General features: G+C 52.0%; 18 protein-coding genes, 1 tRNA gene and 2 pseudogenes. 12 read left to right on the forward strand and 9 right to left on the reverse strand.

Annotation, left to right across the window (positions count from 1 at the left end; all coding sequences use genetic code 11):
* Window positions 1-156 precede the first annotated feature (156 nt).
* Complete coding sequence (argF, locus tag GS12_RS03055) at window positions 157-1,167, reverse strand: ornithine carbamoyltransferase (protein WP_034943750.1); 1,011 nt, start codon at window positions 1,165-1,167, stop codon at window positions 157-159.
* 158 nt (window positions 1,168-1,325) lie between these two features.
* On the opposite strand from argF, the gene rraB reads away from it, so the two are divergent.
* Together rraB and miaE are read left to right on the forward strand one after the other, a co-directional pair.
* Window positions 1,326-1,739, forward strand: a complete 414-nt coding sequence (gene rraB / locus GS12_RS03060) for a ribonuclease E inhibitor RraB (protein ID WP_034917175.1) — start codon at window positions 1,326-1,328, stop codon at window positions 1,737-1,739.
* Window positions 1,740-1,802: 63 nt separating this feature from the next.
* Window positions 1,803-2,561, forward strand: a complete 759-nt coding sequence (miaE, locus tag GS12_RS03065) for a tRNA isopentenyl-2-thiomethyl-A-37 hydroxylase MiaE (protein WP_034917173.1) — start codon at window positions 1,803-1,805, stop codon at window positions 2,559-2,561.
* 263 nt (window positions 2,562-2,824) lie between these two features.
* On the opposite strand, the pseudogene GS12_RS03070 reads toward miaE, so the two are convergent.
* From GS12_RS03070 to pepA, 5 genes and pseudogenes are all read right to left on the reverse strand, one after another.
* A pseudogene (locus GS12_RS03070) lies at window positions 2,825-3,476 on the reverse strand (hypothetical protein).
* 297 nt (window positions 3,477-3,773) lie between these two features.
* Complete coding sequence (locus GS12_RS03075) at window positions 3,774-4,271, reverse strand: GNAT family N-acetyltransferase (protein ID WP_034943752.1); 498 nt, start codon at window positions 4,269-4,271, stop codon at window positions 3,774-3,776.
* A gap of 94 nt (window positions 4,272-4,365) precedes the next feature.
* Window positions 4,366-7,221, reverse strand: a complete 2,856-nt coding sequence (locus GS12_RS03080; protein ID WP_034943755.1) for a valine--tRNA ligase — start codon at window positions 7,219-7,221, stop codon at window positions 4,366-4,368.
* A gap of 5 nt (window positions 7,222-7,226) precedes the next feature.
* Complete coding sequence (locus tag GS12_RS03085) at window positions 7,227-7,688, reverse strand: DNA polymerase III subunit chi (RefSeq protein WP_034943758.1); 462 nt, start codon at window positions 7,686-7,688, stop codon at window positions 7,227-7,229.
* Between the two features lie 4 nt (window positions 7,689-7,692).
* Window positions 7,693-9,204: a leucyl aminopeptidase gene (gene pepA / locus GS12_RS03090; RefSeq protein ID WP_034943761.1), complete on the reverse strand. Its 1,512-nt coding sequence runs from the start codon at window positions 9,202-9,204 to the stop codon at window positions 7,693-7,695.
* Window positions 9,205-9,463: 259 nt separating this feature from the next.
* Here pepA and lptF point away from each other — a divergent pair, with 259 nt between their 5' ends.
* From lptF to GS12_RS03110, 4 genes are all read left to right on the forward strand, one after another.
* A complete protein-coding gene (gene lptF, locus GS12_RS03095) occupies window positions 9,464-10,564 on the forward strand; it encodes an LPS export ABC transporter permease LptF (RefSeq protein ID WP_034919440.1) in 1,101 nt (366 codons plus the stop codon).
* Window positions 10,564-11,640, forward strand: a complete 1,077-nt coding sequence (gene lptG, locus GS12_RS03100) for an LPS export ABC transporter permease LptG (protein ID WP_034917160.1) — start codon at window positions 10,564-10,566, stop codon at window positions 11,638-11,640. Before lptF ends, lptG begins: the two co-directional genes overlap by 1 nt.
* 454 nt (window positions 11,641-12,094) lie before the next feature.
* Window positions 12,095-12,496: a DUF2382 domain-containing protein gene (locus GS12_RS03105; RefSeq protein WP_052118338.1), complete on the forward strand. Its 402-nt coding sequence runs from the start codon at window positions 12,095-12,097 to the stop codon at window positions 12,494-12,496.
* 30 nt (window positions 12,497-12,526) lie between these two features.
* Window positions 12,527-13,480, forward strand: coding sequence for a YsnF/AvaK domain-containing protein (locus GS12_RS03110; protein WP_052118339.1), 954 nt, complete (start codon window positions 12,527-12,529; stop codon window positions 13,478-13,480).
* A gap of 13 nt (window positions 13,481-13,493) precedes the next feature.
* Here GS12_RS03110 and GS12_RS03115 read toward each other — a convergent pair whose 3' ends face one another.
* The 3 genes from GS12_RS03115 to GS12_RS03125 form a co-directional block, all read right to left on the reverse strand.
* Window positions 13,494-14,774, reverse strand: coding sequence for a DUF445 domain-containing protein (locus GS12_RS03115; protein WP_034943763.1), 1,281 nt, complete (start codon window positions 14,772-14,774; stop codon window positions 13,494-13,496).
* A gap of 31 nt (window positions 14,775-14,805) precedes the next feature.
* Entirely contained in the window at window positions 14,806-16,308 is a 1,503-nt protein-coding gene (locus GS12_RS03120; RefSeq protein WP_034943801.1) for a helicase HerA-like C-terminal domain-containing protein, read from the reverse strand.
* Between the two features lie 174 nt (window positions 16,309-16,482).
* Window positions 16,483-16,980, reverse strand: a complete 498-nt coding sequence (locus tag GS12_RS03125; protein ID WP_034943765.1) for a DUF2501 domain-containing protein — start codon at window positions 16,978-16,980, stop codon at window positions 16,483-16,485.
* Between the two features lie 311 nt (window positions 16,981-17,291).
* Here GS12_RS03125 and GS12_RS03130 point away from each other — a divergent pair.
* The 6 genes and pseudogenes from GS12_RS03130 to GS12_RS03155 form a co-directional block, all read left to right on the forward strand.
* Window positions 17,292-17,376, forward strand: a tRNA-Leu gene (locus GS12_RS03130).
* A gap of 164 nt (window positions 17,377-17,540) precedes the next feature.
* Entirely contained in the window at window positions 17,541-18,803 is a 1,263-nt protein-coding gene (locus tag GS12_RS03135; protein WP_034943768.1) for a tyrosine-type recombinase/integrase, read from the forward strand.
* 336 nt (window positions 18,804-19,139) lie between these two features.
* Window positions 19,140-20,999, forward strand: a complete 1,860-nt coding sequence (locus GS12_RS03140; protein ID WP_034943771.1) for a DEAD/DEAH box helicase — start codon at window positions 19,140-19,142, stop codon at window positions 20,997-20,999.
* The gene (locus GS12_RS03145; protein ID WP_034943773.1) at window positions 20,996-21,421 is read left to right on the forward strand and encodes a hypothetical protein; all 426 of its coding nucleotides are present in this window, start codon (window positions 20,996-20,998) and stop codon (window positions 21,419-21,421) included. Before GS12_RS03140 ends, GS12_RS03145 begins: the two co-directional genes overlap by 4 nt.
* A 191-nt stretch (window positions 21,422-21,612) precedes the next feature.
* Window positions 21,613-22,416: pseudogene (locus GS12_RS03150) on the forward strand (IS630 family transposase); the annotation flags it as partial.
* A 69-nt stretch (window positions 22,417-22,485) separates the two neighbouring features.
* The coding region (locus GS12_RS03155) for a transposase (RefSeq protein ID WP_034943778.1) at window positions 22,486-22,639 on the forward strand (154 nt) is incomplete at its 3' end.

A 22,639-nucleotide genomic window follows, 5' to 3' on the forward strand; every position in this document is an offset into this window, starting at 1 on the left:
GAAAACGGCGCTGCCCCTGATTCAGGCGCGTCAGTGCAGCAATGTTAACGGCGTTAAGTTTCATGCATCCTCCCGGCAAACGGGGGGCATTATACGCCATCGTCACCTGCCCGCAAGCAAAAACGGCTGGCCGGGTAAACGATTGCGTCGCCCCGGCTAGCGCAGGTCAGCCAGCGTGGCGACCATCACGGCTTTGATGGTATGCAGCCGGTTTTCCGCCTGATCGAACACCACGCTGTGAGCCGACTCAAACACCTCGTCGGTCACTTCCATGCCGCCGTGCAGATCGTACTGTTCGGCCATCTGCTGGCCCAGCGTGGTCTGGTCGTCGTGAAAGGCGGGCAGGCAGTGCAGAAATTTCACCTGGGGATTGCCGGTCAGCGCCAGCATCGCCTTATTGACCTGATAAGGCCGCAGCAGGGCGATGCGCTCCTGCCACACTTCCTTCGGTTCGCCCATCGACACCCAGACGTCGGTATAGATAAAGTCCGCGCCGGCGACGCCTTCGTGAATATCTTCCGTCAGCGTGATCCTGCCGCCGGTTTTCTCTGCGGCTTTACGGCACTCTGCCACCAGCGCTGCGTCAGGCCAGCAGCGCTTCGGCGCGACCAGGCGCAGATCGAGACCGACCAGCGCGGCGGCCTCCATCATGCTGTTGCCCATATTATTATGTGCATCGCCCACGTAGGTGAACGCCATTTCGCTGAAGGCTTTTTCCGGCAGATGTTCCTGCATGGTTAACAGGTCGGCCAGCAGTTGTGTCGGGTGAAACTCATTCGTCAAACCGTTCCAGACCGGCACGCCCGCATGCTCAGCCAGCGACTCAACCAGCGCCTGGCCGTGACCGCGATACTGAATGCCGTCATACATGCGGCCAAGCACGCGCGCGGTATCCTTCATCGACTCCTTATGGCCGATCTGGCTACCGCTTGGCCCCAGATACGTAACGTTGGCGCCCTGATCGTATGCGGCAACTTCGAAAGAGCATCGCGTGCGGGTCGAGTCTTTTTCGAAGATGAGCGCAATATTCTTGCCTTTCAGATGCTGAATTTCTTCACCATTTTTCTTGTTTGTTTTAAGCGTGGCGGCAAGCGCCAGCAGTGCGGTGATTTCGGCAGGGGTAAAATCCAACAGCCTGAGAAAGTGACGCTGATAAAGATGACTCATAACGCGCTCCGTGTGTGGGTATTGAATTAAAATTCAATTTAACTGTATGAATATTCATTTTCAAGCATGACGTAGAGAAACTTTTGGATAAATGTAGTGGCGCGAAGGGCACTGTGGGAAAATACTTGTAAGAGATGCCACACACTGAGGAACGGATCATGGCAAATGAAGCATTGCTGGAAGAGCAGCGCGAAGAAACGCGACTGATTATCGAAGAGCTGTTGGAAGACGGCAGCGACCCGGACGCGCTCTATACCATTGAGCACCATTTCTCCTGCCCAAACTTCGACGCGCTGGAAAAAGCGGCGGTTGAGGCGTTTAAGCTCGGCTACGAAGTGACGGAGCCGGAAGAGCTGGAGCTGGAGGACGGCACTACGGTTATGTGCTGTGACATCCTCAGCGAAGGCGCGCTGAACGCCGAACTGATTGATGCGCAGGTTGAACAACTGGTCGAACTCTCCGCGCGCTTTAACGTTGACTACGACGGCTGGGGAACCTACTTCGAGGATCCTGACGCCGAAGACGATGACGACGACGCTATCGATGACGAAGACAACGGCGTTCGCCACTGATCCTTTCCTGTTGCGGGCCGGTGCGTTCCGGCCCTGAATGTTATTAACGGACCGCTCTGCCCCATGAATACCGCGCCACTTCTCGCCCCGATTCATCAGTTTTTGCACTGCCGGACGCCTCAGGCCTGGATCGATGAAGCCCGCAGGCCTGACAATCTGCCGCTGCTGTTGACCGATCATCTGGTTTGCGAACTCAAGGCGGCACAAACCGCCATGTGGCTGATCCGCAAATATGTTGCCGACAAAGCGAGCAGCGACGCGCTGCTGGCGTGGCTGAAGCCGTGGGAGCAGTTTGTTCACAGCGAAAACGCCGACCTCGCTTTTCTGGAGCAGCACAAGGCGCTGTCGAAATCGGTGATCAGCCGCATTGAGGTGCCGTGGGGCGATTCGCTGGTAGATAAAATGGTGCTGCTGATTAAGGAAGAGCTGCATCACTTTTATCAGGTGCTGGAGATTATGCAGGCGCGCCGCATTCCCTATGTGAAGATCACCGCCAGCCGTTACGCGCGCGGATTACTGCGCGAGGTGACCACCCATGAACCCCAGACGCTGGTGGATAAACTGATTTGTGGCGCCTATATTGAAGCGCGGTCCTGCGAGCGTTTCGCCAGCCTTGCGCCCTACCTGGATGAGGAACTGGCGGCGTTTTATCTGTCGCTGCTGCGCTCCGAAGCGCGGCATTATCAGGATTATCTGGCGTTAGCGACAGAGATCTCAGCCACCGATATCAGCGTGCGGGTGAGGAAGATTGGAGAGACGGAAGCCGAACTGATACAAATGCCGGACAGTGAACTCAGATTTCACAGCGGCGTGCCTGCGTGAGAATGATCGATTAAACCAGGCATTATTGGCGAATAATTTTCTGTAGAAGAAGGTGCTAACTAATTTACTGATGAGGTCTTTCAGGTATTAGCTTTGCTATTATCCAAACGACTATTATTGATAACAAAATAGCTGTGAAGCGTTTGCACCACGTTTCATAATGAAAAAACCAATAGCAACAGACGAAAAAAAGCAGGCCACCCAAAATCGACGCGCTGCTTTCTGTCAGTATATATAAGATCCGCTTAATCAGGCTTATCCTGTTATCGTTTCGCATGAAGCTCTTTCTCTACCATGTCAATAATTTTTTCGAATGCATGTTGACCATATTTTCGTCTGACATTTAACGCGTCAACAAAAAGGATTTAAGGCTGGCTCCACAAGAAAATATAGCAGATCATAGTTATGATATCTCAGTAGATTATAGATCGTTGGATTATTTTGACTAAGACGCTCGGAGGTATAAATACTTCGCTCGGCCATACCTCCGGCAAGAAGTGAATTTCCAATAACACCTCCTCTTATTGAAACAAGTGCTGAGCTGCGCTGTACAATTGCGGTGACCAGCTTACCGGCGATAATTGAGTTTGTTAACGTACGGCCTGCTATAGAAGCTACAGTTTTGCTGTAAATCGCATCTTGTTTTTTTTCAGGGACATGTCGGTTAAAATTTTCCAGAACAATTTGGATAGTTTTGGTGAAGTGATGGTTGTCGAATATACCAAAGCGAATAGCTTCGATCATCCTGGTCTTCTCTCTTTTACGATCCCGATAAGAGTCCGTATCAATAAAACCATATGCAAGATAACCGATATCAGTGGGAACTGATATAATGCCATGCATCAGACCAATGGCTGATTCAGGTGAAACTATAATTTTGCTTATACGTCTGGCTATTTCTTTGTAGCTCCGCATGGTGGAATCCTTTCCATGATGCTGTGGCAAACGCTGCGCCGATTACAGATATTGAAGGGCTGACACAGTCCATTGGTATTATACAGCAAACTTAGTCAATCATTAAGAGAGTCATTTTAAGATAATTTCTTTGTCTGAACTATATTGGCTTTATTATGTTGTGATCCGCTTAGTAATTCAATTGAAATTGCCTGCATTAAGGGCACTATTATATTTTTAATTACAACGCTCGATATAATATGCTCGCATTTAATTCAGGAATCTTTTAATTAAATTATTTGCATAGTTTAACATTGCCTACAGCCTCTTCAACATCGTTACTTCGCAGTCCACATGGCCGGTGCAGCCCAGCGGGCCGTCGATATGCTCAAAGCCTAAATGCTCATACAGGCGGATTGCGCGGGTTAAGGTCGCGGTGGTTTCCAGATAGCAGCGTTTAAAGCCGTGCTCGCGCGCGAAATCCATTGCCTGCATCGCCAGCTCGCGCGCCAGGCCCATGCCGCGCACGGCGGGTAAAAAATACATTTTTTGCAGTTCGCAGATGTCCGCTTCGCTGCACGATAACGGCGCGACGCCGCCGCCGCCCACGATTTTGCCTTCCCATTCAATCACCCAGTAGGAGCTGTCGGGCTGGCTGTAGAGTTCAAAAAGGTGGTCAAGATTGGGATCGGAAACGGTGTAGCCTTTATCCGCCGTCAGGCCGAATTCGGCGGAGACGATGCGGATCACCCGGGCGATATGCGGATTGTCTGCCGCGGTAATTGGGCGTACGTGCAAATTGAGTTGAGTTGTCATAATGCACACTCGTTCTGGATCAGGTCGGAAAAAGGCCGGGCAAGCCCGGCCACTTCGTTAAACCAGAAAGGGCCGACCGGCGGCCCGACCCGGTTTACAGCGCGGCGATCACCGCCTGCTGTTCAATCAGCTTGATTTTGGCCTGTTCGAATTCAGCCATACGCTCACGCTCCTTCGCCACAACCGCTTCCGGCGCGCGTGAGACAAACCCTTCGTTCGACAGCTTGCCTTCGATCTTGCCGATCTCTACGTCCAGCTTCGCCACTTCTTTCGCCAGGCGCTCCAGTTCGGCTGATTTATCCACCAGATCCGCCATCGGGATCAGCAGCTCGGCGCCGTCGACGATCTTGGTCACCGAAACCGGCCCTTTGTCACCGGCGGGCAGCAGGTTGATGCTCGCCAGGCGCGCCAGGCTCTTCAGGAAGCTGTGGTTATCGCTGACGCGACGCGCGGCTTCTTTACTGGCACCGCGCAGCAGCACGTCCAGCGGACGCGAAGGGGCGATGTTCATTTCGGCGCGAATATTACGCACCGCCACAATCGCCTGCTTCAGCCATTCGGTATCGCTGAGCGCCGCTTCGTCGACCTTGCTGGCGTCAAAAGCAGGCATCGGCTGCAACATAATGGTGTCGTCGCTGATATTTTTCAGCACTTTCACCCGTTGCCAGATGGTTTCAGTAATGAACGGAATAATCGGATGCGCCAGGCGCAGCAGCGCTTCCAGCACGTCGACCAGCGTGTGCCGCGTGCCGCGCAGTTCGGCTTCCGAGCCGCCGTTCATAACGGGTTTGGTCAGCTCCAGATACCAGTCGCAGAACTGATTCCAGGTGAACTCATACAGAATATTGGCAGCAATATCGAAACGATAATTGTCCAGTGCGTCGCGATAGGCCTTCACCGTGTTGTTGAACTCAGCCAGAATCCAGCGATCCGCCAGCGACAGCACGCGCTCGCCGCCGTTCTGTCCGCAGTCCTGACCTTCCGTGTTCATCAGCACAAAACGGCTGGCGTTCCACAGCTTGTTACAGAAGTTGCGGTAGCCTTCAAGGCGCTTCATATCCCAGTTGATGTCGCGGCCGGTGGAAGCCAGCGCCGCCAGCGTGAAACGCAGCGCGTCGGTGCCGTGTGGCTCGATGCCGTTCGGGAACTGCTTCTCCGTGCGCTTACGAATTTTTTCCGCCAGCTGCGGCTGCATCATATTGCCGGTGCGTTTTTCCAGCAGGTTTTCCAGCGAAATACCGTCGACCATATCCAGCGGATCGATCACGTTGCCTTTTGACTTGGACATCTTCTGCCCTTCGTCATCACGGATCAGGCCGGTCATATAGACGGTTTTAAACGGCACCTGCGGCTTGCCGTTTTCATCTTTAATGAAATGCATGGTCAGCATGATCATGCGGGCGATCCAGAAGAAAATAATGTCGAAGCCGCTGACCAGCACGCTGGAGGGGTGGAAAGTGCGCAGCGCCTCGGTATTTTCCGGCCAGCCCAGCGTCGAGAACGTCCACAGTCCGGAGGAGAACCACGTATCCAGCACGTCTTCGTCCTGGTTCAGCGCCACGTCGGCGGCCAGGTTGTTTTCAGCACGCGCTTCTTCTTCGGTACGGCCAACATAGACGTTGCCCGCTGCGTCGTACCAGGCCGGAATGCGGTGGCCCCACCAGAGCTGGCGGGAGATACACCAGTCCTGAATGTCGCGCATCCATGAGAAGTACATGTTCTCGTACTGCTTCGGCACAAACTGAATCTCGCCATTTTCAACCGCTTCCACCGCCACTTTCGCCAGCGGCGCAGTACGCACGTACCACTGATCGGTCAGCATCGGCTCGATAACCACGCCGCCGCGATCGCCGTAAGGCACGGTCAGATCGTGCGGTTTGATCTCTTCCAGCAGGCCAAGCGCATCAACCGCCGCCACGATCGCTTTGCGTGCCGCGAAGCGTTCCAGTTTTTGGAATTCGGCGGGCACGGCAGCGTCGTATACGTCGGACTCTTCGCCGTTGGTGTCAAAAACCTGCGCGAACTCGCGGATGTCGCCGTCGAAGGTCAGGATGTTGATCATCGGCAGTTTATGACGGCGGCCCACTTCATAGTCATTGAAATCGTGCGCCGGCGTGATTTTTACGCAGCCGGTGCCTTTTTCCATGTCGGCGTGTTCGTCGCCAACAATCGGAATTCGGCGGTTCACCAGCGGCAGCATCACAAATTTGCCGATCAGATCCTTATAACGCGGATCTTCAGGGTTTACCGCCACGCCGGTATCACCCAGCAGCGTTTCCGGACGGGTGGTGGCAACCACCAGATAATCTTTACCGTCGGCGGTTTTCGCGCCGTCGGCCAGTGGATAGCGAATATGCCACATGGAGCCTTTTGACTCGCGGTTTTCCACTTCCAGATCCGAAATTGCCGTGCGCAGTTTCGGATCCCAGTTTACCAGGCGCTTGCCGCGGTAAATCAGGTTCTCTTTATAGAGGCGAACGAAGACTTCTTTCACCGCGTTGGAGAGGCCTTCATCCATGGTGAAGCGCTCGCGCTCCCAGTCCACAGAGTTGCCCAGGCGGCGCATCTGGCGGGTGATAGTCCCGCCGGATTCCGCTTTCCACTGCCAGATTTTATCGATAAAGGCGGCGCGGCCGTAGTCCTGGCGTGTTTTGCCCTCTTCGGCAGCGATTTTACGTTCCACCACCATTTGCGTCGCGATACCGGCGTGATCGGTACCGGCCTGCCACAGGGTGTTTTTCCCCTGCATGCGCTGGTAGCGGATCAGCGTATCCATGATGGTTTGCTGAAAAGCGTGACCCATATGCAAGCTGCCGGTGACGTTTGGCGGCGGGATCATTATGCAGAAGCTTTCCTGGCTGGTGTCGCCATTAGGTTTGAAGTAGCCCTGTTTTTCCCAGTGCTCGTAAAGCGGCTGCTCAATCTCTTGCGGGTTATATGTCTTTTCCATTTCTGCTATATCGTTGGCGGCACCACGGGCGGCGTTGCCGTATTCAAGTGGAATCCGACGCTGCGATACGCTTTGTAGCGTTCGCGCGCCAGCTCTTTCAAAGATTCTTCATAAGGCACGAAGTCTATCACTTCATGGAAAGCAGTAGCAAAATCTACAAACTGCGGCAGCAGGCTGATCAGCAGATCGCGCGGGGCATTGCCGCGCCGCTGCGGCCAGGCCAGCTCAACCGGCGCGCCGTAGTGCGGCCCTTCGCCCGCCAGATTATGGGGAACGAAGGCGCTGGCCGGACGCTGCCACAGCGCCTCGTCCAGCCGGATGGCCTGCGCTTCGTCCTCGCAGGCGACCAGCACGCGCGCGCCACCGCGCCAGCGGGCTTCTGCCAGATCGCAGACCAGCGCCTCAAGGGCGCTGAGTCCGTCAACCGGCGTAGCGTTTTCCAGTAGCCAGAACGTCACATTTTTCATGGCGTTAATCGTCGCCGTTCAGTCCGGCGCGATTCAACAGGAACTGCGACAGCAAGGCGACCGGGCGACCGGTGGCGCCTTTGGCCTTGCCGGAGCGCCATGCGGTGCCGGCGATGTCCAGATGCGCCCAGTTGTAGCGGCGGGTAAAGCGCGCCAGGAAGCAGGCGGCGGTGATGGCGCCGCCGGGACGGCCGCCAATGTTCGCCATATCGGCAAAGTTGGATTCAAGCTGTTCCTGATACTCATCGGACATCGGCAGACGCCAGGCGCGATCGCCAGCCTGTTCGGACGCGCCGATCAGCTCGTGCGCCAGCGGATTGTGGTTCGACAGCAGCCCGCTGATATGGTGGCCAAGCGCGATCACGCAGGCGCCGGTCAGCGTGGCAACGTCGATCACCACTTCAGGATCGAAACGCTCGACGTAGGTCAGCGCGTCACACAGCACCAGCCGACCTTCCGCGTCGGTATTCAGCACTTCCACGGTCTGGCCGGACATAGTGGTTAACACGTCGCCCGGACGATAGGCGCGGCCGTCAGGCATGTTTTCACAGCCCGCCAGCACGCCCACCACGTTGAGCGGAAGATTAAGTTCGGCCACCATGCGCATTACGCCGTAAACTGCCGCCGCGCCGCACATGTCATACTTCATCTCGTCCATCGCCTCGCCGGGCTTGAGCGAGATACCGCCGGAGTCAAAGGTCACGCCTTTGCCTACCAGCACGATAGGTTTGCTGTCTTTGTCCGGGCTGCCTTTATAGTCGATAACCGACATCAGCGACTCATTTTGCGACCCCTGGCCAACGGCCAGGTAGGCGTTCATGCCCAGCTCTTTCATCTGCTGCTCACCAATGACGCGCGTGGTGATATTGTTGCTCCAGGCGTCCGCCAGCTGGCGCGCCTGGGACGCCAGATAGGCGGCGTTACAGATATTGGGCGGCATGTTGCCCAGATCTTTCGCCGCTTTCACACCGGCGGCCACGGCCAGCCCGTGCTGGATCGCACGCTCGCCGCTGGTCAGCTCGCGGCGGGTTGGTACGTTAAAAACCATTTTACGCAGCGGACGACGCGGTTCAACCTTATTGCTTTTGAGCTGGTCGAAGCAGTAGAGCGTCTCTTTTGAGGTTTCCACCGCCTGACGCACCTTCCAGTAGGTGTTGCGGCTTTTAACATGCAGCTCGGTAAGGAAGCAAACCGCCTCCATCGAACCGGTATCATTCAGCGTGTTGATGGTTTTCTGGATAACCTGCTTGTACTGACGTTCATCCAGCTCGCGTTCTTTGCCGCAGCCGATCAGTAAAATGCGCTCGGAAAGGATATTGGGCACATGATGAAGCAGCAGCGTCTGGCCGACTTTGCCTTCCAGTTCACCCCGGCGCAGCAGGGCGCTGATATAACCATCGCTGATCTTATCAAGCTGTTCAGCAATCGGTGAAAGCCTGCGCGGCTCGAATACGCCAACCACAATGCAGGCGCTACGCTGCTTTTCCGGGCTACCGCTTTTTACACTGAACTCCATGTACTCTCCTGAATCTTAAAGACAACGGCGCTGGCTACGGCTAGAATAGTGAACTTTCGTACCCGCAGTACCGCACCGTTAGGGTAACGGGCGACAGATTTTGTTTCGGTGATAATAATTTTTTTTTGCATCACCAGAACGCGATTGTTGTCATACTATTTTAGCTATGACCGCAGCCATTGATGAGAAAAAATGGCGTATAAGCGATGAAACTATCGATTTTCCTGCAAAAAGACAAGTTTTCACAGGCGTACTCAGCGTGATTATCATTAGATATCTGGTTAAAGAAACGCTCAAAAGCCAGCTGGCCATCCTGTTTATCCTGCTATTAATCTTCTTTTGTCAGAAGCTGGTCAGGATCTTAGGGGCAGCGGCGGACGGCGAAGTTCCAACAAATTTAGTTCTGACGTTACTTGGCCTCGGTATTTCCGAAATGGCGCAGCTTATCCTGCCGCTAAGCCTGTTTTTATCCATTTTGATGACGCTTGGGCGGCTCTATGCCGAAAGCGAGATCACCGTGATGCACGCCTGCGGGTTGAGCAAAGCGGTATTAGTGAAGGCGGCGATGGTGCTGATGCTGTTTACCGCCGTGGTGGCGGCAGCAAACGTGGCGTGGCTTGGGCCGTGGTCGGCGCGTTATCAGAACGAGGTCACCAAAAACGCTAAGGCCAACCCTGGCGCGGCCGCGCTGGCTGCCGGTCAGTTCCAGCAGGCGGCGGACGGCCAGTCGGTGCTGTTTATTGAGAACGTCAAAGGCAACAATTTCGGCAACGTCTTCCTTGCGCAGCTTCGGCCAAAAGGCAACGCGCGGCCGTCGGTGGTGGTCGCTGATAAAGGCCACATGGAGCAGCGCCCGGACGGTTCGCAGGTCGTCACGCTGGACAGCGGCACGCGCTTTGAAGGCACGGCAATGCTGCGCGACTTCCGCATTACCGATTTTAAAAATTACCAGGCCATTGTCGGTCATCAGGAAGTGCTGCTGGATCCGAACGACGCCGAACAGATGGACTTCAACACGCTGCTGCACTCGCCGAAGCCGGAGTTTGCCAGCGAGCTGCACTGGCGGTTGACGCTGGTGTTCTCGGTGCTGGTAATGGCGCTGATGGTGGTGCCGCTCAGTGTGGTTAACCCGCGTCAGGGTCGCGTGTTGTCGATGCTGCCCGCCATGCTGCTCTATCTTATTTTCTTCCTGCTGCAAAGCTCGCTGCGCTCCAGCGGCGCGAAAGGGCGCCTCGATCCGGCTGTCTGGATGTGGGTGGTGAACCTGTCATATCTGGCGCTGGCGGTGCTGCTTAACCTGTGGGACACGGTGCCCATGCGCCGCGTGCGTGCGCGCTTCAGTAAGGGAGGCTCGGTCTGATGTTTGGCGTACTCGACAGATATATCGGCAAAACGATTCTTAATACCATTATCGCTACGCTTTTCATGCTGGTGTCGCTTTCGGGCATCATTAAGTTTGTTGATCAGCTGCGTAAAACCGGCCAGGGCGAATATACCGCTCTCGGCGCGGGGCTGTATACGCTGCTCAGCGTGCCAAAGGATATTGAAATTTTCTTCCCGATGGCGGCGCTGTTAGGCGCGCTGCTCGGGCTGGGTACGCTGGCGCAGCGCAGTGAACTGGTGGTCATGCAGGCATCAGGTTTTACCCGCATGCAGATTGCCGCGTCGGTAATGAAAACCGCCATTCCGCTGGTGCTGCTGACCATGGCGATCGGGGAATTTGTTGCGCCGCAGGGCGAGCAGATGGCGCGCAACTATCGCGCTCAGCAGCTGATTGGCGGTTCGTTGCTCTCCACCCAGAGCGGTCTGTGGGCGAAGGATGGCGACAACTTTATTTTTATCGAACGCCTGAAGGACAACAGCGAGCTTGGCGGCGTCAGCATCTACAGTTTCGACAACGCGCGGCGGCTGCAATCGGTTCGCTACGCGGCATCAGCAAAATATAACGTGGAGGCAAAAGCCTGGGATCTGTCGCAGGTGGATGAGTCGCGGCTGACCGACCCCAAACAGGTAACCGGCAGCCAGACGCTGAGCGGGCAGTGGAAAACCTCGCTGACGCCGGACAAGCTCGGTGTGGTGGCGCTTGATCCGGACGCATTGTCGATTCGCGGGCTTTACAACTATTCGAAGTATCTGAAGCAGAGCGGGCAGGTTGCCGGGCGCTATCAGCTCAATATGTGGAGCAAGATTTTCCAGCCGCTGTCGGTGGCAGTGATGATGCTGATGGCGCTGTCGTTTATTTTTGGTCCGCTGCGCAGCGTGTCGATGGGGATGCGCGTGATAACCGGCATCAGCTTCGGCTTTTTGTTCTACGTGCTCGATCAGATATTTGGCCCGCTGAGTCTGGTTTATAACATTCCGCCAGTGCTGGGCGCGCTGTTGCCGAGCGCTGCTTTCTTTGCGATCAGCGTCTATATGCTGCTTAAGCGTCGCTAAAACACGCCCGCCCGCCGTCAGGTGGACGGGCATTCGTTACCTTTCTCCCGACTGCCGACGGGCGCTTTCAAAACCTCCCTGCGCCCAGTTGCGCCATTTTGCGGTAAATAACTCCAGCGTTGACTGGCCCGATTTATTTTTCGGAACTTACGGTTATTGCAGCATATTTTTAAAATAGGTCATCATTATTTATTTTAGGCATATTCTTACCCGCATAAAATATTACATTCATTACCGCATTTTTCATGCTTTTAATTACCTGAAAAGAAGGGAGAACCTCCGCTTTATGTAAGCTATTTACGTGGCAAAAAAGATGTTGTTACATTTTGAAGGTAAGCGTAAACGGCAAAATCAAAAACTTCTCCTATAGTTAAAAGGGTGAGGCAAACAGGTAAGTGAATGATTTATTCAGCTCGGTGGCTCATTTTTATCACATCCTATTTAAGGTATTACGATGCGAAATAAAAACGCGCCTCCGGTTGGTAGCATAAAAACGGAACAGAGCATGCCGCTGTCGGAGGAACAGGTTGAGATCTCGACCGAACGCCAGGTTGATGGCAAAGTCACGCTGACGCGCTCTACCCGTTATGCTGAAGAACTGGTGCAAACTGAGCTTAATCGTGATGAAGTGCAGATTAAGCACATAGCCATAAACGAACCTGTAGCCGATGATTATTCAGCTGTTCCCCGTCAGGAAGGTGATGTTCTTATTATTCCTGTGATTGAAGAACAGGTGGAAATTATCCGCCGACGCATAATAAAGGAAGAAATTCATATTATTAAGCGCCGTACCACAGAAACATTTAAGCAGAACGTCACTCTGCGTCATCAGGAAGTTAAAATCGAAAAAACCTGACATAAACATAACCACGAGGATCTATTTATTATGGCACATGAAAAAATTGTCACCGCATTCAACCAGATTCAACAGGCCGAAGCGGCTAAAGAAAAATTGATCGTCGAAGGTATTGCAGAAAAAAACATTGATATCATCTCTGGCGAAAGGCTGCGGGTTGAAGATAAAGAACTTCGTCATCCCAGCTTCTGGCAGCGTCTGTTTGGTGACGATCTGGATGATGATTATGCAAGCGAGTACAGCAAGGCTATCCGTTCCGGCGGCGTCCTGTTAACGGTCAGAGCGCCGAAAGATCAGGCCGACCATATTGAACAGGAACTGAGCCAGTTCGCAGCGGATTACTCTTCACTGTCATCCCGTGACACCGGCGCCTTCGCCAGTCGCGAATTTGCAGGTGAAACTAACGATCGCAGTATTAATGCGCCGGGCGTAGCGCCTGATTCGCTGACATCGGTTTCGCAAAGCGCGATCACGCCGCCGGATGCCACGACAGGCAGTATCAATACAACCGCCACTGGTGGCAAATTTGCGGCAGATCGCGACCTTGAGCGTGACAGCCTGACCACCGACCGCGATGCGCTGAAGCTGGCAGAAGAGCAGGTTGATATCAGCAAACGTCAGGTTAACGATGGTTCAGTGCGTCTGCGTCGTTACACGGTGGAAGATGAAGTGACTGAAGATGTGTCGTTGTTCGATCAACATGCCGAAGTGTTCCGCAATGCTGTTGATGAACCCGCCTATCTGAATGATGTTGACTGGTCAGATAAAACTATCGAAGTCGAAGAGTCGCATGAAGTGCCGGTTATTTCTAAAACTGCGCGCATCAAAGAAGAAGTGGGCCTGCGCGGCGAAGAAACCAGCCGCGTTGAGACAGTGAAAGACAGCGTGCGTCGCCAGGAAGTGGATATCGACCACACTAAGGACTCCACGCGTCTTGAAAGCGACACGCGTCTTGAAAAAGACAAGTTCGACAAAAAGTTCTGACGGCTCTCCCGCGCTAATGCAACAGCGTGGGAAGCAGTGAAAGCCCCCAAAGAAGCAATCCAATGGCACCGCCAACCACGGTGCCATTAATACGTATCCGCTGTAAATCCTTCCCGATATTCAACTCTACCTGATGTGACATATCCTTCTCATCCCAGCTTTTTACCGTATCGCTGATATGGCGGCTGAGGAAGGCAGAAAACTCCGGCGCAACCCCCGTTGCGGCATCTTCCAAATGCTGATTGAATGAGGCGCGCAAATTCGCATCCTGCATCAGCGTTTCGCCCAGCCACTGCCCCGCAGCGCTGACCTTCGCATGCAGCACCGAGTCAGGCTTGTCGAGATCCTCTTTCAACCAGGCGCGTAGATCGCCCCAAATCTGGCTGATATAGGTGTTCAACGCCTCATCCTGCTTCAGCCAGGTTTTGATGTTTTCCGCTTTAACCTGCATTTCCGGGTCGCTCTTCAGGCGCTCAATCAGCCGCTGCACGGCGCGATTAAAACCCTGACGCAATTCGTGCGCGTTATCCTGCTCAATATCATTCAGGATTGAACGCACCGCGTTGGCGGTGACTTCGGCGCTTTTCTCGCCCACCCATTCCGTTGGCAGCATTTTTTCTTTAATGGGATGCTCACGCTTCAACCAGCGCATCACCTGTTGCGCAATAAAATCATGGGTTCCGGGCTTATTAATGAGCTGCAAAAGCTGGGCGACCGCGTCGTCCAGCAGCGCCTGATGGCGATTGTTTTTCGTCAGACTCTCCAGCACCATCGCCGTTGACTGCGTCAGATCCACCTTATCAATGGCCTTATGGATGGCGCGGCGCATAAAGCTCTGGATACGGCTGTCGTCAGCCATATCAAGAAAGCCGCGCACCACCCGCAGCAGATAGCCGCCGAGCCGCGCTGCGTTTTCAGGCGCGCTGAGCCAGTTGGCAATAATCTGCGCCGGATCGTGACGGCGGATCAGCGCCAGTAGCGAGTCAGTGTTGAGAAATTTGTCCTGCACAAACAGCGCAAGGTTATCGGCAATGCGATCTTTATTGCGCGGAATAATGGCGGTATGACGACCCACCAGTGGGATTGGCACCCGTCGGAACAGCGCGCTGACCGCGAACCAGTCCGCCAGCGCGCCGACCATTGCTGCTTCCGATACCGCCCTCAGCGCGCCAACCCAGGCATTTGCCGGATACCACAGCGGATAAAGCACGGTAACGATAAAAAGTGCCGCCGCGCCGCACAGCAGCAGCAGCGGCAGACGTTTGGCGCGGGTGAGCTCATTTTCTTTATTCATGCGGGAGGAAATATCCTTCTGTGACGGATTATTAACGCTTGCGGCCGCCCATGATGCTGCCCAACACGCCGCGAACAATCTGGCTGGCAATCTGCCTGCCGGCGCTTTTCATCATGCTTTGCAACATGCCGTCGTGCTGGCCGCCGCGCGGGCCGGTGCTGCCAATCAGTATTTTTTTAAGGCCGTCTGTCAGCACGTTGCTGCCCGCTTTTTCCGCCTCGCCAACCGGTGGCGCGCTGGCGTTGTTGGCTGCCGCCTGCGTCCCTTTCGCCAGCATCTCATAGGCTGACTCGCGATCAACCGCTTCTTCATATTTGCCGGAGAACGGTGAGTGGTTGATTAGCGCGTTGCGCTCATCATCGCTAATCGTACCCATGCGTGAGAAGGGCGCGATAACCGACGCGCGCTGCACCACCGACGGGCTGCCTTTTTCATCAAGGAAGGAGATCAGCGCCTCACCGGTGCCCAGTTGCTGAATTGCGGTCTCGGTATCAAAGTCGGGATTTGCGCGCAGGGTTTGTGCCGCCACCTTCACCGCCTTCTGATCCTTCGGCGTAAAGGCACGCAGCGCATGCTGCACGCGGTTGCCCAACTGGCCGAGCACCGCATCAGGCACGTCCGCCGGGTTTTGTGTCACAAAATAGACGCCAACCGCTTTGGAGCGGATCAGGCGCACCACCTGTCGAATTTTATCCAGCAGCACCGGCGGCGCGTCGTTGAACAACAGATGCGCCTCATCAAAGAAGAACACCAGCTTCGGCTGCGCCAGATCGCCCACTTCAGGCAACTGCTCGTACAGTTCGGAGAGCATCCACAGCAGGCTGGTCGCGTAGAGCGACGGCATCTGACAGAGTTTCTCCGCCGAGAGAATATTGATGATGCCTTTACCGCTGGCATCGGTACGCATCCAGTCTTTGATATCCAGCATCGGCTCGCCGAAGAAATATTCCGCGCCCTGTTGCTCCAGCGTCAGCAGCCCGCGCTGAATGGCGCCGACCGATGCGGCGCCAACATTGCCATACTGATTCTGAAACGTTTTCGCGTTTTCGCCGATATACTGCGTCATTGCGCGCAGATCTTTGAAATCAAGCAGCAGCAGTCCGCGATCGTCAGCCACGCGGAAGATGATTTGTAATACGCCGCTCTGTACCTCATTGAGGTTCAGCAGACGCGCTAAAAGCAGCGGGCCGAGATCGGAAACCGTGGCGCGCACCGGATGGCCTTTTTCACCAAAAATATCCCACAGCACCACCGGGTTGCCCTGCGGCGACCAGTCGGTTACGCCGATATTCGCCAGCCGGGCCAACAGCTTTTCAGACGCCGCGCCTTCCCTGGCGATACCGGCAAGGTCGCCTTTGACATCGGCCATAAACACCGGCACGCCGATATCAGAAAAAGATTCCGCCAGTTTTTGCAACGTGACGGTTTTACCGGTGCCGGTTGCGCCGGTGATCAGCCCGTGGCGATTCGCCATTTCCGGCAGCAGGTGCAGTTCATCGTGAGCGGTTTTAGCAATCAGAAGTGGTCTGGTCATCAGTCTCATCCCTAAACATGAATAAAATGGCGTTGGAAACTCCCTGCGGCTGACGGGCGCGCTTTCCTTTTCGCCTGATTGAGTATGGTATAACGGATGCGGTAAGAAACACGCATTTAAGAGAAGGATTTCGGGCCGCTCGATGCAGCCCGCAGAATGGATAAGCGGCGCGGCTCAGGAGATAAACTGTTTACCCTGTTTCAGCACCAGATCGCAGGCTTTGGTTTTAACCTTCTGCGCCACCGGCGTGTTGCCGAGGCTGCTCAGATTTACCTGCTGATCGCTGCCGGTATTCAGCAGGCCCATCAGCCCCTGTTTGTAGTCGGTGGTTTGCTGCGCTTTTTGCGTATCCGCCAGGCCCAGTTTGCTCATCAACTGATCCTTCACCGAGGTGACGTTATTGTTCACGATATTGTTCTGCACGCAGTACTGCAAAATACCGGCGGCGTTGGTCATGCTGTTGGCGCTCAGCGATTTGTTGCCGCCGTTCAGCAGGCCGGTCAGCGCCGCCATTGACGAGTTGCCGCCGTTGGCATTGGTGCCTGAATTGGAATTTTGATTCAGCGCGGTGGCGGCGCTGTTAAGCTGATCCTGCCAGCTTGCCGCCTGCGCGGTGCCCGCCAGCAGAGTGGAAACCGCCAGTACGAAGCCCATCTTTGTTGCTGCTTTCATAGTATGCCCTTCAGGAGTGTTATCTGATGCGGTGACTTTCCCGACGCCGCGCTCTTCCTTCGGACTCTGCCATACACGATCGGTTCCCGGTAACACGCGGCGCGGCGTAGGGTTTGGGATTTGTCTTAAGTATAATCCCTTGAATGGGATTGGGTAGAGAAGGTGTTTGGGCATTGAATGACGACCTTACGCCTTTCGGTCGCCTGTGTAACGGTGATTTTTCCAGCGTTCAGCCGCTGGAAGAGAGGATAGATGTTGCGCATGGGAAGGGTAACGGTATAATTCACCTCGTTTTCCGCATACCCTTCAGTGCCGAAGTGGCGAAATCGGTAGACGCAGTTGATTCAAAATCAACCGTAGAAATACGTGCCGGTTCGAGTCCGGCCTTCGGCACCATTATCCTGTCCATCCCCGTCCGGGGAAGTCCAAAAAAACCTTTAAAATCAACACGCAGTCTGATTTTATCATCCTGTATCGTCCGGGCACATCCGTTGCAATCCAGACCATGCTGGGGGCATAATTGGGGGCATTCCCACTTCGATAAGAAATGTGCCCCCAAAATGAAACTGAATGCCCGCCAGGTCGACACTGCAAAGCCTAAAGAAAAAACCTATAAAATGGCTGATGGTGGCGGTTTGTATCTTGAGGTCACGACCAAAGGATCAAAGTACTGGCGTATGAAGTACAGGCGGCCAGCCGACAGAAAAGAAGACCGGCTTGCGTTTGGCGTCTGGCCGACAGTAACGCTTGCTGAGGCACGTACTAAGCGGGACGAAGCCAAAAAGATGTTAGGGCAGGGGATTGACCCCAAAGCTGAACACAAAGAAGCCCAGGCTGAAAATGCGGGAGCCTACACTTTTGAAAGGATCGCCCGCGAATGGCATGCCAGTAACAAGCGATGGAGTAATGATCATCGCTCACGCATCCTGCGCTACCTTGAGCTGTATATCTTTCCTCATATTGGATTGGCAGATATTCGTAAGCTGAAAACCAGCCAGCTGTTAGCCCCCATTAAGGCCGTTGATGCCAGTGGCAGGCATGACGTCGCTCAGCGCCTTCAGCAGCGCGTTACGGCAATAATGCGCTATGCCGTGCAGAACGATTACATTGAATCTAATCCCGCTGTTGATATGGCCGGGGCACTTTCAACGGTAAAGGCTCGCCATTACCCCGCATTACCTTTCAGCCGTTTTCCTGAGTTTCTTACGCGTCTTGCCGCATATCGTGGACGAATTATGACGCGTATTGCCGTAGAGCTTTCACTACTGACTTTTGTCCGTTCCAGTGAGTTGCGCTTTGCCCGGTGGGATGAGTTCGATTTTGAAAGAGCCTTATGGCGGATCCCTGCACAACGCAAAGAGATAGAAGGGGTTCGTTACTCTCATCGTGGCATGAAGATGAAAGAGGAGCATCTTGTACCGCTAAGCCGCCAGGTTTTAGCACTCTTGGAGAAGCTGAAGCAGTTAAGTGGAGACAATGAGAGGCTATTTCCCGGCGATCACGATCCTAAAAAAGTCATGAGCGAAAACACGGTTAACAATGCCCTGCGCGCTATGGGGTATGACACAAAAACCGAAGTTTGCGGGCATGGCTTCAGGACAATGGCACGAGGTGCGCTGGGTGAATCGGGGTTATGGAGTGATGATGCGATAGAGCGGCAGTTGAGCCACTCCGAGCGTAACAATGTGCGGGCAGCTTATATTCATACTTCGGAGCATTTGGATGAGAGAAGGCTAATGATCCAATGGTGGGCGGATTATCTAGATAATAATAAATCAAACTTTATTTCTCCTTTCGATTTTGCTCGATTATCCGAGTATTAATTAGCTCATATTTCAATAAATACCATCTCTATGAAAATATGGTGTTGCAATATCATTGGTGTTGTGTTAGTCATACTCATGAATTGGCTCTCCGGATAGAGCGTAGTAACATGGACGATTCTCTGGACATTATTGTAGCGCAGCATGTCATGAGTAATGCTTAAAGAAGACATTGAAAGTGCTATTATTGGAACACGGCTTGCTCATGCCGATAAAGACATCATCCATAAAGATTATAGTCAGATCCAGCATATGGGAGATAGAACCCATATTCATTAATATCATACGAATCAGCTTTTAACCGTGAAACCCCCTGGCTAATTAAGGATAATTGAAATGTCATACTTTTTAAACACAGTGGTAAATATCGAAGGTAATACAAAGCTTAGATCACCACAAATTGAAGCCTATATAAAAATTAAAGAATTTTTCAGTGACGAGGAAAATAAAGAGGCTTTAGTAGTTTTACCAACGGGTACCGGTAAAAGTGGTTTAATATCAATAGCCCCTTTTGGTGTTTCTCATAAAAGAGTCTTGATCATTACTCCGGGACTCATTACAAAGGATAGTATAAGGAAAACTCAAGAGGTTCTGGCTGATAATTTCTGGGTTAATTTTGATATTGTTTTTAGTAGTAAAGACATCCCTGTAGTAAATGAATATCTACCAGAGCTATCCGAAGAACATCTTTTAAGCAGTAATATTGTTTACACGAATATTCAAAGAATAAATTCTTCGAGAGGTGGCGGGTTGATTAACCGGGTGCCAGCGGATTTCTTCGATTTTATTATTATTGATGAAGCTCATCATGCTCCAGCTCAAAGCTGGCGCGATACTCTTCATTATTTCTCTAACGCGAAAGTATTGCATGTTACTGGAACACCATATAGAGGAGATAATCAAGAAGTTCCAGGCGTAAAAATTCATGAAACACCTTTATCAGAAGTTATGAGGGATAAATATGTTAAATGGCTAAGGAAAGAAACTGTAAATGCGCATGAGTTTTTTTTTACAACGCCGGAACAACCGGGAGTAAAGTTATCTAAAGAGCAAGTGCTGATGCTTAAAGATAAAGAATGGATTGAAAAAAGCATTGCTCTATCTAAAGAGTGCTCTTTAGATGTTATTGATCACAGTATTTCAAAACTCAAAGAATTAAAAAGTGCTTCTAAAAAAGTTCCTCATAAGATTTTAGCTGTAGGTTGTAGCATAGCTCATGCAGAAGATTTGTTCAGTTGGTACAAGGCCAGAGGAATGACTTCTGTCATAGTACATAGTGAAATGGATCCTAGTGACCTTTCTGAAGCTTTAATGAAAGTAGATAATCATCAGTGTGACGTGGTTATCTCCGTAAATATGTTGATGGAAGGTTACGACCATAAATATCTTACTGTTTTAGCAATATTCCGTCCCTATAGAAGTCTTAACGCTTTCGCTCAGGTAGTGGGAAGGATATTGCGAGCCATACCAGAGTCAGAAATAACGCATTTCGAAATTGATAATAATGGAATTGTGATATTTCATGAGGAAATTGGCTTAAACGTTATGTGGGAAAGCTTCCAAAAAGAAGTGGAGAAAGCGCGTAGGGCGACTGTGCGTGAATATACTTTTACTGACAGGGATTACGTTGAAAGAGGTAGCGAGTTAGCTGGAGTTGAAAGCGAAAGTGTATATGTGAGCGATCAAGATTCTTATCTAGATGATATTGATTTTAACGCTCTTTTTGAACAAAAACGTCATGAGATAAGCGATTCAGTAAACCAACAAATAGAGAAGATAAGATTAGCAGGTGTAGACCTTCCTGATGATGCGCTAGAAGCATTACGCCAGACATTAGCAGAAAAAGAAGTTCAGAAAGCTGCTGAAGTCATTGATCCTGAGTTGATTGAGAAAAGGCCTCATCAAGCAAGAAAATTAATGAGAGAAATCCTGAAAACCCGCACTCAAGATGCCGTGTCTAATTTACTGATTGATAATGGCATTGATGAAAAAAGTTCAGAATTGTATGAAATTTTCAAGCCGTACGTACCTTATTTAAAGACAAATGATGCTAATGATGGTATCTTAGTAAGATATGTATTTATTAAACTGTCCAGCGCTTACGGACCGGTTGATAAGCGAGATAACAAAACCCTTCTCCAGTCAATTAATGACTTGGATAGAGTGCTTGCAGAAGTTGAGAGGATGATAAAATGAAAAGCTATGCTAAAATAATGGAAGAGATTAATAAAATAATATCTTTTTGCATGGTAAAAGGTGTTCAGCCTCATGAGTTGATTACATCTATATTTGAAAATGAATATCAGCACATTGAGACTTATAAGAAGGGTGAACAAATTCATTTTATTTTGACTTATTCGGATGCTCATGATCACGGTGTCAGTGTAATCAAAATGAAATATGTATATACTAATAAGCAGCAGTTGTTATCTATTGCGCAAAAAATTGACTCATCAAACTATAAAATCCAATGGGATCGCAGTGAAAAACTGGAAGCGATGCTTTGTGAACTGTCATTAAAGCTGCCTAATGATTCTTCTATAATTAATCAGCTTAAAGAAGCAATTCCTGATGATTATAAAATGATGTTTTACCCTGCATTGAAAATAGCATGTTGAATATTTTATTGGAGCCGTCCTTTGGACGGCTTTTTTTATTAAATATTAATGGTTTTTCTATTTAGAACGTTAAATGATATTTTAGAGCCTAAATAGCTGCTCGGAATAGTAGATCACTTTGAGGGAACTCAGTCCGGATTGTGCGATCTGATCAATCGCTAAACATCACAAATCACCAACCGGACTGAGCAATGCCGATCATAGCACCCATTCCCCGCGACGAGCGACGGCTGATGCAGAAAGCTATCCATAAAACGCGCGATAAAAATCATGCACGCAGACTCACCGCCATACTGATGTTGCACCGGGGAGACCGCGTCAGCGATGTCGCCAGAACGCTCTGCTGCGCACGTTCATCCGTCGGACGCTGGATTAACTGGTTTACGTTGTCGGGTGTCGAAGGCCTTCAATCCTTACCCGCAGGACGTTCCCGTCGCTGGCCGTTTGAGCATATCTGCGCATTGTTACGTGAGCTGATAAAACACTCTCCCGGCGATTTTGGCTACCAGCGTTCACGCTGGAGTACAGAATTACTGGCAATAAAAATCAATGAGATAACCGGCTGTCAGTTACATGCGGGAACGATTCGCCGCTGGCTGCCGTCAGCCGGGCTTGTATGGCGCAGGGCAGCACCAACCCTGCGTATCCGTGACCCGCATAAAGATGAAAAGATGGCAGCCATTCATAAAGCGCTGGACGAGTGCAGTGCAGGACATCCGGTATTTTATGAAGATGAAGTGGATATCCACCTCAATCCGAAAATCGGTGCCGGCTGGCAACTGCGCGGGCAGCAAAAGCGCGTAGTGACACCGGGACAGAATGAAAAATATTATCTGGCCGGGGCGCTACACAGCGGCACGGGAAAAGTCAGCTACGCAGGCGGGAACAGCAAAAGTTCGACGCTGTTCATCAGCCTGCTGAAACGCCTTAAATCCACGTACCGGCGGGCAAAAACCATCACGCTTATCGTGGATAACTACATTATGATCTCTTCCCTTTGTTCAGTACCGGCGTAAAGTGGGGTTTCCGGCCTTTCTTTCCATGAACAAATGAGGTCATCCGGCATGAAAAAGACGCGTTATACCGAAGAGCAGATCGCTTTTGCCCTGAAACAGGCAGAAACAGGTACGCGGGTGGAGGAAGTCTGCAGAAAGATGGGGATTTCCGAGGCTACTTTTTACAACTGGAAGAAGAAGTTTGGCGGCATGGGCGTGACGG

This window comes from Erwinia oleae (assembly GCF_000770305.1).
Lineage (GTDB): Bacteria > Pseudomonadota > Gammaproteobacteria > Enterobacterales > Enterobacteriaceae > Erwinia > Erwinia oleae.